At 62.2% G+C, this 9,637-nt stretch carries 12 protein-coding genes and 3 pseudogenes; 9 read left to right on the plus strand and 6 right to left on the minus strand.

The genetic code is table 11. The features are described from left to right. The coding region (locus tag EOA24_RS16365; RefSeq protein WP_127409908.1) for an SH3 domain-containing protein at positions 1–446 on the plus strand (446 nt) is incomplete at its 5' end. Positions 447–455: 9 nt separating this feature from the next. Here the strand turns inward: EOA24_RS16365 and EOA24_RS16370 are convergent. After that, positions 456–606 (minus strand): annotated as a pseudogene (locus EOA24_RS16370) (transposase); the annotation flags it as partial. A gap of 66 nt (positions 607–672) precedes the next feature. Further along, a complete protein-coding gene (locus EOA24_RS16375) occupies positions 673–1,371 on the minus strand; it encodes a TetR/AcrR family transcriptional regulator (protein WP_127409909.1) in 699 nt (232 codons plus the stop codon). A 131-nt stretch (positions 1,372–1,502) separates the two neighbouring features. Between EOA24_RS16375 and EOA24_RS16380 the strand changes: the two genes are divergently transcribed. From EOA24_RS16380 to EOA24_RS43055, 3 genes and pseudogenes are all read left to right on the plus strand, one after another. Then, the gene (locus tag EOA24_RS16380) at positions 1,503–2,396 is read left to right on the plus strand and encodes an NAD(P)/FAD-dependent oxidoreductase (RefSeq protein WP_126079397.1); all 894 of its coding nucleotides are present in this window, start codon (positions 1,503–1,505) and stop codon (positions 2,394–2,396) included. 43 nt (positions 2,397–2,439) lie between these two features. Continuing rightward, on the plus strand, positions 2,440–2,820 hold the full coding sequence (locus tag EOA24_RS16385) for an antibiotic biosynthesis monooxygenase family protein (RefSeq protein WP_126079398.1): 381 nt from the start codon (positions 2,440–2,442) through the stop codon (positions 2,818–2,820). A gap of 135 nt (positions 2,821–2,955) precedes the next feature. Further along, positions 2,956–3,099 (plus strand): annotated as a pseudogene (locus EOA24_RS43055) (short-chain dehydrogenase/reductase); the annotation flags it as partial. A 166-nt stretch (positions 3,100–3,265) separates the two neighbouring features. On the opposite strand, the gene EOA24_RS16395 reads toward EOA24_RS43055, so the two are convergent. Next, positions 3,266–4,054 (minus strand): SDR family oxidoreductase, encoded by a 789-nt coding sequence (locus EOA24_RS16395; protein WP_126079399.1) that lies wholly within the window; start codon positions 4,052–4,054, stop codon positions 3,266–3,268. Continuing rightward, positions 4,051–4,233: a hypothetical protein gene (locus EOA24_RS43060; RefSeq protein ID WP_245491046.1), complete on the minus strand. Its 183-nt coding sequence runs from the start codon at positions 4,231–4,233 to the stop codon at positions 4,051–4,053. The genes EOA24_RS16395 and EOA24_RS43060 overlap by 4 nt, the downstream gene beginning before the upstream one ends. A 274-nt stretch (positions 4,234–4,507) precedes the next feature. Between EOA24_RS43060 and EOA24_RS16405 the strand changes: the two genes are divergently transcribed. Next, positions 4,508–5,485: a LysR family transcriptional regulator gene (locus tag EOA24_RS16405; protein WP_126083566.1), complete on the plus strand. Its 978-nt coding sequence runs from the start codon at positions 4,508–4,510 to the stop codon at positions 5,483–5,485. A 65-nt stretch (positions 5,486–5,550) separates the two neighbouring features. Here the strand turns inward: EOA24_RS16405 and EOA24_RS16410 are convergent, their stop codons facing one another. Together EOA24_RS16410 and irrA are read right to left on the minus strand one after the other, a co-directional pair. Further along, on the minus strand, positions 5,551–5,931 hold the full coding sequence (locus EOA24_RS16410) for a DUF4260 domain-containing protein (protein WP_127409910.1): 381 nt from the start codon (positions 5,929–5,931) through the stop codon (positions 5,551–5,553). A gap of 4 nt (positions 5,932–5,935) precedes the next feature. Then, a complete protein-coding gene (irrA, locus tag EOA24_RS16415; RefSeq protein ID WP_042647097.1) occupies positions 5,936–6,367 on the minus strand; it encodes an iron response transcriptional regulator IrrA in 432 nt (143 codons plus the stop codon). 248 nt (positions 6,368–6,615) lie between these two features. On the opposite strand from irrA, the gene fabA reads away from it, so the two are divergent. The 4 genes and pseudogenes from fabA to EOA24_RS16435 all read left to right on the plus strand — a co-directional run. Further along, positions 6,616–7,131 carry a 3-hydroxyacyl-[acyl-carrier-protein] dehydratase FabA gene (gene fabA, locus EOA24_RS16420; protein ID WP_040985924.1) on the plus strand — a complete coding sequence of 172 codons (516 nt, stop codon included), beginning with the start codon at positions 6,616–6,618 and terminating at the stop codon, positions 7,129–7,131. 116 nt (positions 7,132–7,247) lie between these two features. Further along, a complete protein-coding gene (gene fabB, locus EOA24_RS16425; protein WP_126079402.1) occupies positions 7,248–8,468 on the plus strand; it encodes a beta-ketoacyl-ACP synthase I in 1,221 nt (406 codons plus the stop codon). 13 nt (positions 8,469–8,481) lie between these two features. Continuing rightward, positions 8,482–9,294, plus strand: coding sequence for an enoyl-ACP reductase FabI (fabI, locus tag EOA24_RS16430; protein WP_126079403.1), 813 nt, complete (start codon positions 8,482–8,484; stop codon positions 9,292–9,294). Positions 9,295–9,396: 102 nt separating this feature from the next. Continuing rightward, positions 9,397–9,637, plus strand: a pseudogene (locus EOA24_RS16435) (bifunctional diguanylate cyclase/phosphodiesterase); the annotation flags it as partial.

Genomic DNA, 9,637 nt, shown 5'->3' on the forward strand with positions numbered 1-9,637 from the left:
CGCTTGGTCCGAGCGGCCTGCCGCTGCCGCGCTTCGTCAGCCTGAAACCGGCCCGCGTCAATTCGCGCGTCGGCCCCGGCGCCAATTATTCCGTCAACTGGATGTATCTGAAGGCCGGACTGCCAATGGAAGTCATTCAGGAATTCGACACCTGGCGGCGGGTGCGCGATGCCGATGGATCGGAGGGCTGGATCAACCAGTCGCTGCTTTCCGGCCGGCGCACCGCCATCGTCGCGCCCTGGCAGCGCGGCAAGGGCGGGCAGGTCAACCTGCTCGACGAGCCCGACAAGGACGCCGGTGTCATCGCCATCATCGAGCCGGGCGTGATCGGCTCGATCAAGAAATGCGACGGCCAATGGTGCGAGATGACCTTTGACGGCCACACCGGCTGGATGGCCCAGTCGCAGGTGTGGGGCGCCTATCCGGGCGAGAAGTTCAAGAACTGAGGCGTGGACTCACTCAGGCGCAAAACACAGCCTGATTGACGCGAGTTCAACGAAGGCTAGGTAATTGGCAGCGAGGCTGTCGTAGCGTGCTCGCCACCCGACAACATTGTTTGATCCTGTTGAAGAACCGCTCCACCTGGTTGCGAGCGCGATAGAGATAGGAACGTGCGCCGACTCCTCAGTTTTCCTGATCTGCTAGCCTGCCTTGACCTGCTGGCCTACTCGGTCACGCACGATTCAATTTTTGCCTTTTTAACCTGGAGGCAGGCGAATATCCTCCCGCGTGGTCGTTGCCACCGTGCGCGGCGATAAACATGGCGACGGCCGACCGGCAATAGGATTCGATTTCGTTGTCGTCCTCTGCTCTGGCCTCATCGAAGCGTGCGATAATCAGAATATCGGAGCCTTTGAAAAGCGCGGCAAACAAGCGGGCGGACTGGAGAGGATCGGGCACATTCAGAACCGCCTTCGCGTGCAACTGACGAAACAGGGCCTCGATTTGGGCGATGATATGGGCGGATCCAGCTTCGTAATGGAGCTTGCTCAACGACTTTTGACTCGTCATGTCGGCCATGACCATGGCTTCGACATTGCGGACATCCTGGCGCAACAGCGTGCGAAGCAGTGATGACCCCACCGCCATGAGCTGATCTTCGGCCGGACCCTCGACGCCTTCAAAAAGTGCCTGTGGTATTAACTGCTGGCAGCGGGCCGCAAACGCCGCGCCAAACAGCGCCTCTTTGTTCTCGAAGTGCCGATAGATGCTGAGCTTGGATATCTTCGCCCGCTGGGCGACCTTGTCCAATGTCGTCGCTTGAAAACCCAGTTCCGCAAAAAGTTCGCCCGCCGTGTCGACGATCGTTTGTCCAAGCGCCTCGTTGGCGGGCCGGCCGCGCCGGGCCTGGGTGTTTTTCTCGGTTACCACAATTTCAGTCCTTGACAGTATCCTAATTATCGAATTACGATACCGCACAGTTCTAAAATGTGCAAGCCAAGGGATAGGCTTCAACCGGACCCAGTCGAGCCCCACCATCAACAACACGGAGCCCGTCCACAATGGATGACGTCATCATTATCGGCGGCAGCTTTGCCGGACTCGCCGCCGCCCTGCAGCTTGGCCGTGCCCGCCGCAAAATCATCGTTCTCGATACCGGCCTTCAGCGCAATCGCTTCGCCGGCCGCTCGCACGGTGTGCTCGGCCATGATGACAAGCCACCGTCCGACATCCTGGCCGCGGCGCGGCAGCAACTCGCGCGCTACCCTGCTATCAGGATGGTCAATGCCCGCGCCGACAGCATCTCCGGTACCATCGACAATTTCTCCGTCCTCACTGGCGATGGTGAAACCCTTAGCGCACGCCGCCTGATCCTGAGCTATGGCGTTGTTGACCAAATGCCTGATGTCCCGGGCTTTGCCGAGAACTGGGGCACATCCGTTATCCCATGCCCCTATTGCGACGGCTTCGAAGTTGCTGACCAGCATTGGGGCCTCGTCTGGTCTGGCCCGCAGTCGATGAATCAGGTCAGGCTGTTTCACGATTGGACCGACAGGTTGACTGTCTTCGGCAATGGTCTCGACATCACCCCCGAGATACGGGCCGATCTGGCGGGCCGAAAGGTACCTCTCGTTGATGGCCGGATCACCGAAATCGCACGTCACGGGAGCCATGGTGCCACCATCAAGCTCGATACCGGCCCCGATGTTGCGGTCGACATTCTGTTCGCGCAACCGCGCAACAAGCCGTCCGCAAGCCTTCATGAATCCCTGGGCCTCGTCACGGTCAATACGCCCACCGGCATCGCCCTCAAGGTCGACGAGCGCCGCGAGACCAGCATGCCTGGCATCTATGCCGCCGGCGACCTTGCCAACCCCGGCATCCCCTCCGTCACCACCGCAATATGGCAAGGCGCGACGGCGGGTATCTCCGCCCAGCAGTCGATGCTGGTTTGAGAGCAAGCAGCATCGATCACCCCAGTTCAACAGGAGCGCCGCCATGACTGCCGCAAAACCATTCAAACCTCTCGACGAGAAATTTCCGTTTGACCGCCAACTCGGTATCGCGGCCGCGCCTCTCGTGCTTATCAACCTCTTCGCGGTCGTCGATCCCGCCGACGAAGCGGGCTTCCTGGACGCTTTCAAGGCGGCTGCCGAGATCATAACGAAGCAACCGGGCTTCATTTCCATGCAACTACATCGAGCGATCGGCGAGAGCCCGACTTACCTGAACTATGTGGTGTGGGAATCCACCGAGGCGGTCCGCGCCGCCTTCACTGATCCCGAGTTCCTCGCGAAACTTCCAGCATATCCTTCATCCGTCGTGGCCAGCCCGCACCTGTTCCAGAAGGTCGCCGTCCCCGGCTTCTGCACGGCCTGACTCCGGAAATATGGGAAGGCGCGACGGCGGGAATCTTCGCCAGCAGTCGATGCTGGTTTGAGAGCACAGATTGGAGATGAGCATGGCCGTCGAACCGGACAGCGCGGGTGTGCGCTTCCCTCCGCCCCTTCGTCTATCGGCGCATCCTCCGGCATCGGTCTCGCCACAGCCAAAGCCTTGCGGAATGCGGGCTTTCGAGTGTTCGGAACCAGCCGCCGCGCCGCGGCGAAGAAATCCGACGGTTTTACTATGCTGGCCTGTGACGTTGCCGACGATGAGCCCGCCTACACCTGTACCTCCTTCGAAGAGAATCTCGCGAAGCCGGACCAGTTTCTGGATATCTATGCCACGGCGCGCTCGGAGAGCGGACGTCGGGACAATCGGGCCATGGCACGCGTCGGTCCATGCTAGGCCAGCTCGGCCAAGCGTGGACGAGTCCCTTTGATCAGACAGTCGGGACAGTGCCGCCGTCGACGACGAGCTCCGAACCATGGATCGACGAGGCGCGATCCGAGGCCAGGAAAGCGATGGCTTCGGCGACCTCGGATGGTTCGGCGCCGCGACCTATGGCAATGCCGCCAAGGCCGGCCAGTACGAGTTGGCGCGCGTCCTCGACAGTGCCACCGTTGGCGGCTTGGATGCGCTTGAGAAATACATCGGTCCCTTCGGTCATGATCCAGCCGGGGGAGAGGACGTTGACTCTAACGCCCTTGGAACCCAGCTCCTTGGAGATGGACTTGCTGTAAGTCCGGAGCGCGGCCTTGGCGCTGGCATAGGCGGTGGTTGCGTCGGGGAGCGGCAGGACCGACTGGATGGAGGTGACGTGCACCACCGCGCCGCTGCCCCGCTCGATCATCTGCGGAATCAGGAGCCGGTCGAGACGGACTGTGGCCAGGAGGTTCAGGTTCAGCTCGGAAAGCCAGTACTCGTCCGTCAGGGCGACAAAGCCACCGCCCGGGGTGGTCGAACCACCAAGCACATGCGCGATGATGTCGACGCCACCCAGACGCTCGATCGCCACCCTGGCCAGCATTTCCCCGCCCTCGGCCGTGGTCAGGTCCGCCTGGACGAATTCGACGCTATCGATGGGCTCCAGCGTTCCACGGGCAGATGTAATCACGCGGGCGCCTCCGGCCAGGAAGCGGTCGACAGTGGCGCGGCCCAGACCCTTGGTGCCGCCGCTGATGAGGACGCGTTTTCCCGCGAACTCGGTCGGATCAGCTTTGATGGTCATGCCGTGATCTCCAAAGCCTTGATGGCGTCGTTTTCGAGCGTGAAGCGGTAGGTGAAGCGGATCGGGCTGCCCTTGAACTCGCCATGAGCGGGGCCTTCGACGACCACCTGACCGTCCTCGTGTCGGACGGTATCCGGTGTGAAAATCGCCTTCGCGCCGACCACCGCCTCTTCAAGCAAGTGCTTGATTTCAGCGGCCCCCGAAGAACGGCGCCGTTATCGCGGAGGACCGCCCCGGCTGCGAAGGGTGCCAGCATGCCGTCAACGTCCAGGCGGGCGTTCGCGGCCACATATGCGGCGATTGGAGGTGGTAGTTCGAGCGTCATTGGTCTTGTCCTGCTTGTTGCGATCGCAGCCGCAGCGGCTGGAAGTTTCGTTGCTCCCCAAAATAGCGGTAGACAGGTCGCGCGATAATCAGGACAATTCGGGACGTCTCATCACGAAAGTCGGGATAATTGTGCAAAGTAGCCTGACGGAATTAGACGCAGTTCTCATGGTCGCCCGCCGCGGCAAGTTTCGCACGGCAGCGCGTGAGCTCGGGGTTTCGACGACCGCGCTCAGCAACGCGGTCGGAAAGCTGGAGCGCACGCTTGGCGTACGGCTCTTCAACCGGACGACTCGAAGTGTCTCATTGACGGAGGCCGGCCAGCGGTTCGTCGCGCAGGTCGCTCCGGCCGTGCAGGACATTCATGAGGCGATGGAGGTTGCGCGCTCTCAGCAGGCGATGCCGTCGGGTACGCTGCGCATCAACGCCTTTCCGACAGCGGCGCGAGAGATCTTCACTTCGCTCGTCCTACCGTTCCTGCGCGCGCACCCTCAGGTCCACATCGACATCGTCACAGAGGGCCGCATGGTGGACATTGTCGCAGGCGGCTTCGACCTCGGCGTCCGTAGGATCGACCTCGTGCCGGCCGACATGATCGCGGTCCCGTTGGGTGTCGCGCGGCGCAGTGTCGTCGTGGGCACGCCGACCTACTTGATAACTCATGGGACGCCCCTGGTACCTCAGGATCTCGCCGGGCATTCCTGTCTCCGCGTCCGGCTTCCCGATGGCGCAATCTACCGCTGGCCGTTCGAGAAGGACGGACAATCGGTCCACATCGACGTCCAGGGCGCCATCACCCTCGACGAAGCGAGCCTCGCACGCACCGCGGTCCTCGCGTCCGTGGGTCTGGCCCTGGCGATGGAATCCGACGTGCGAGACGACATCGAGGCAGGCCGCCTTGTGCGCGTGCTTGAGGATTGGACGCCCATTCTGTCGCCGTTGAGCCTCTACTATCCGAGCCGACGCAACCCGACCGCCGCGTTCAAGGCGTTCGTTGACTTCGCGCGGCGGCAAAGTGGAGCCAGCATTAACCCCGACGCCGTCTATAGCTCCGGACGTACAGAGCCCGGTGAGGCCCATGACCCTTCCGGTGCTCGCCGACCTTGAGTACGCTTCGTTCCAGTTCTCGAGAACCCATTCCCGACCCAGCCTGTCCTGGGTCTCAATACAGCCTAGCTGGACACACCGCCCTGCTGGCGGCCAATGCGGCCGAGATGCGTATCCTGAAAACCGGTGGGCAGCTTGAGGCCGTAGCCGAGGGCACGGTCGATGGCGATGTGCGCTATCCAGATAAGCGCCACCGCGGTCGTGAGCGGGCCGGCGAGCAACGCGCCCGCGAGCAGAAGGACCAGTGGGGCAATCAGGATATGCAAGGCGTTATAGGTGACGGCGCCGAGGCGCGGCCCGGCGAGGTAGCCCAGCATCGACAGGTCCGGGATAAGCAGCGCAAACAGCCACCAGGAAAAGTGGGCCATTGCGTAGCAAATGACGGCCAAGGCGGCGACGGTGACCCATTCAAACCGGACGATCAGGTCGACGGGACGCGTCGCCACGGGATCAGTCGCCGCGCTTCGGGCGAAGCCTCACGACGATGTCGACATTGGCGATCTCCATGCCCTCCGGCGGTGCCGGCAGGTTGGAGACGGTGACCGGTCCGCTTTCGATGTCGAAAATCCGGTTCTCGCCCTCGACGTAGAAGTGATGATGGTCGGAGGTGTTGGTGTCGAAATAGGTTTTCGAGCCTTCGACCGCCAGGATGCGCAACAGGCCGGCCTCTGTGAACTGATGGAGCGCGTTATAGACCGTCGCCAATGAAACCGGCACCCCGGCGGCGATCGCCTCTTCGTGCAGTTCCTCGGCCGAAAGGTGGCGGTCGCCCTTGGCGAAAAGCAGATCGGCCAGCGCGATGCGCTGGCGCGTCGGCCTCAGGCCGGCTTCGCGAACCCGCTTGTCCACAGCGACATTTTCCTTCCGGTAGCCCGAATCCATCTCTTCGCTTCGACGCTTGTTGCCCAGCCCATCAACAGGTCCAGAGTGGCAAAAAGACGTCGAAAGCCAAAACCGGACATCAGCCGACATATATTCTGTAGTCTGAATGCGATCAATAGCGCGCATTGACCCGGGCAGGCGCACGGGTTAAGCGCAAACGCCGGTTTCCGGCCGCAAACAGAGTGTGTTAGGAAACCAACGAGAAGGGCGCCCTGCCGCCCGCGAAAGAACACGGGGACGGAAATTTGATGGCGGATCAAAAGTCCAGCTACGATTACGAGGAACTGCTCGCCTGCGCCCGCGGCGACCTGTTCGGGCCGGGCAACGCCCAGCTGCCCTACCCACCTATGCTGATGTTCGACCGCATCACCGAGATCAGCGAGACCGGCGGCGCTTTTGACAAGGGCTTCATCCGCGCCGAATTCGACATCAAGCCGGACCTGTGGTTCTTCGCCTGCCACTTCATCGGCAATCCGATCATGCCAGGCTGCCTCGGCCTCGACGCCATGTGGCAGTTGACGGGTTTTTATCTCGGCTGGCTGGGCGAACCCGGCAAGGGCATGGCGCTTTCGACCGGCGAGGTGAAGTTCAAGGGCATGGTGACGCCGTCGGTGAAGAAGGTGGAGTACGGCGTCGACTTCAAGCGCGTGATGCGCGGCCGGCTGGTGCTCGGCATCGCCGATGGCTGGCTTAAGGCGGATGGCGAACCCATATACGCCGCCACGGATCTGAAGGTCGGCCTGTCCAAACAGTCGGCCGCCTGACCGTTTTTCGCCACGGCGTCCGCGTACCCAATGGGCGCCACGTCAGTTTATTTGCGTATGATCACGGGCGAAAACCGGCTAGGTTTTCCGCCCGGATACGCCGGAAGGAGTTGCGAATGAGACGGGTCGTAGTGACAGGGCTCGGCATTGTGTCGTCGATCGGCAACAATGCCAATGAGGTGCAGAGCTCGCTTTACGATGCCAAATCCGGCATCAGCTTTTCCAATTCCTTCGCCGAGCACGGCTTCCGCTGCCAGGTCTGGGGCGCGCCGACGCTCGATCCTACCCCGATGATCGACCGCCGCGCCATGCGCTTCCTGAGCCAGGGTGCGGCCTGGAACCATGTTGCCATGGACCAGGCGATCGCCGATGCCGGGCTTGGCGAGAGCGACATCACCAATGAGCGGACCGGCATCGTGATGGGGTCCGGCGGACCCTCGACCCGCACCATCGTCGAGGCGGCCGAAACCACGATCAAGAACAACAGCCCCAAGCGCATCGGTCCATTCGCCGTGCCGAAGGCGATGTCGTCGACGGCCTCGGCCACCCTGGCCACATGGTTCAAGATCCATGGCGTCAACTACTCGATCTCGTCGGCGTGCTCGACCTCGGCGCATTGCATCGGCAATGCCTATGAGTTGATCCAGTGGGGCAAGCAGGACATGATGTTCGCCGGCGGCCACGAAGATCTCGACTGGACGATGTCGGACCTTTTCGACGCCATGGGCGCCATGTCGTCGAAGTTCAACGACAAGGCATCGGCCGCTTCGCGCGCCTATGACGTCAACCGCGACGGTTTTGTCATCGCCGGCGGCGCCGGCGTGCTGGTGCTGGAGGAATTGGAGCACGCCAGGGCGCGCGGCGCCAAGATCTATGCCGAGATCGTCGGCTATGGCGCGACATCCGACGGCTACGACATGGTCGCTCCTTCGGGGGAAGGCGCCATCCGCTGCATGCGGCAGGCGCTTGCCACCGTCCCGACCCCGGTCGACTACATCAACACCCACGGCACCTCGACGCCGGTCGGCGATTCCAGGGAAATGGGCGCCATCCGCGAGGTGTTCGGCGACAAGATGCCCTACATCACCTCGACCAAGTCGCTCACCGGCCATTCGCTGGGGGCGGCCGGCGTGCAGGAATCGATCTATTCGATCCTGATGATGCAGGGCGGCTTCATCGGCGAGAGCGCCCATATCGAGGAGCTCGATCCGGAATTCGAGCGCATGCCGATCGTGCGCAAGCGCATCGACAACGCCAAGATCGACACCGTTTTGTCCAATTCCTTCGGTTTCGGTGGCACCAACGCAACGCTGATTTTCCAACGCTATTCCGCATAAGGATCTGCCTTTTATGGAAGGGTTGATGAAGGGCAAGCGCGGGCTTGTCATGGGGGTCGCCAACGATCATTCGATCGCCTGGGGCATCGCCAAGAAATTGTCCGAGCACGGGGCGGAGCTTGCCTTCACCTACCAGGGCGACGCCTTCGGGCGGCGCGTCAAGCCGCTCGCCGAGAAGGTGGGCGCCTCCTTGATCGTGCCTTGCGACGTCGAGGACAGCGCCTCCGTCACCGCGACCTTCGACACCCTCGGCAAGGCCTGGGGCGGGCTGGACTTCGTGGTGCATGCCATCGGCTTTTCCGACAAGAACGAGCTCAAGGGCCTCTACGCCGACACCAGCCGCGACAATTTCGTGCGCACCATGGTGATCTCCTGCTATTCCTTCACCGAGGTCGCCCGCAATGCCGCCGCGCTGATGGGCAATGGCGGCTCGATGATCACGCTGACCTATGCCGGGTCGGTGAGGGTGATGCCGAACTACAATGTCATGGGCGTCGCCAAGGCGGGGCTCGAGGCCAGCGTGCGCTATCTTGCCAATGACTACGGGCCGCGCGGCATCAGGGTGAACGGCATCTCGGCCGGACCGGTGCGTACGCTGGCCGGCTCGGGCGTTTCCGACGCCCGCCATATGTTCTCCTATCAGCAGCGCAACTCGCCTCTGCGGCGCACCGTGACCCTGGACGAAGTCGGCGGCTCGGCGCTTTACCTGCTCTCCGATCTTTCGTCGGGTGTCACCGGCGAAATCCATTATGTGGATTCCGGCTATCACATCGTTTCGATGCCGTCGCTGGAGGAACTGAAGCAGAACGACGGTGGTCGCGAATAGTTCGCTAAGGCAAAGAGCATTTTCCAGTAAAATTGGATGCATCGGCGGAAACTCATCTTAAGGAGGTTTCCGCTACAAGGCCCCTTAATCCAGGGACCTTGCATGTCTCCAGTCAGTAACCCGAAGCGAACACCGCTGTTCCGGCTGATCACCATCGCCAGCTCCGGCATGGGCAGTTTCATCCTCGGATTGTGGGGGCTGCGGTTCGGCTTCGGCGATGGCATGGCCGGCATGCCGGCCGAGACGATGATAGGCGTCATCGCCGCGCTATGCGCCCTTGCCGCCGGCGGTGCGGCGATGTCGTTCTTCGCCGGCGTCGATGAATCGGTGGCCTATGTCGTCA

The organism is Mesorhizobium sp. M2A.F.Ca.ET.039.01.1.1 (assembly GCF_003998035.1).
GTDB lineage: Bacteria > Pseudomonadota > Alphaproteobacteria > Rhizobiales > Rhizobiaceae > Mesorhizobium.

Coding starts and splice junctions, on each gene's coding strand:
- EOA24_RS16380 (WP_126079397.1), top strand. CDS start 1,503: ATGGATGACGTCATCATTATCGGCGGCAGCTTTGCCGGACTCGCCGCC.
- EOA24_RS16385 (WP_126079398.1), top strand. CDS start 2,440: ATGACTGCCGCAAAACCATTCAAACCTCTCGACGAGAAATTTCCGTTT.
- EOA24_RS16395 (WP_126079399.1), bottom strand. CDS start 4,054: ATGACCATCAAAGCTGATCCGACCGAGTTCGCGGGAAAACGCGTCCTC.
- irrA (WP_042647097.1), bottom strand. CDS start 6,367: ATGGATTCGGGCTACCGGAAGGAAAATGTCGCTGTGGACAAGCGGGTT.
- fabA (WP_040985924.1), top strand. CDS start 6,616: ATGGCGGATCAAAAGTCCAGCTACGATTACGAGGAACTGCTCGCCTGC.
- fabB (WP_126079402.1), top strand. CDS start 7,248: ATGAGACGGGTCGTAGTGACAGGGCTCGGCATTGTGTCGTCGATCGGC.
- fabI (WP_126079403.1), top strand. CDS start 8,482: ATGGAAGGGTTGATGAAGGGCAAGCGCGGGCTTGTCATGGGGGTCGCC.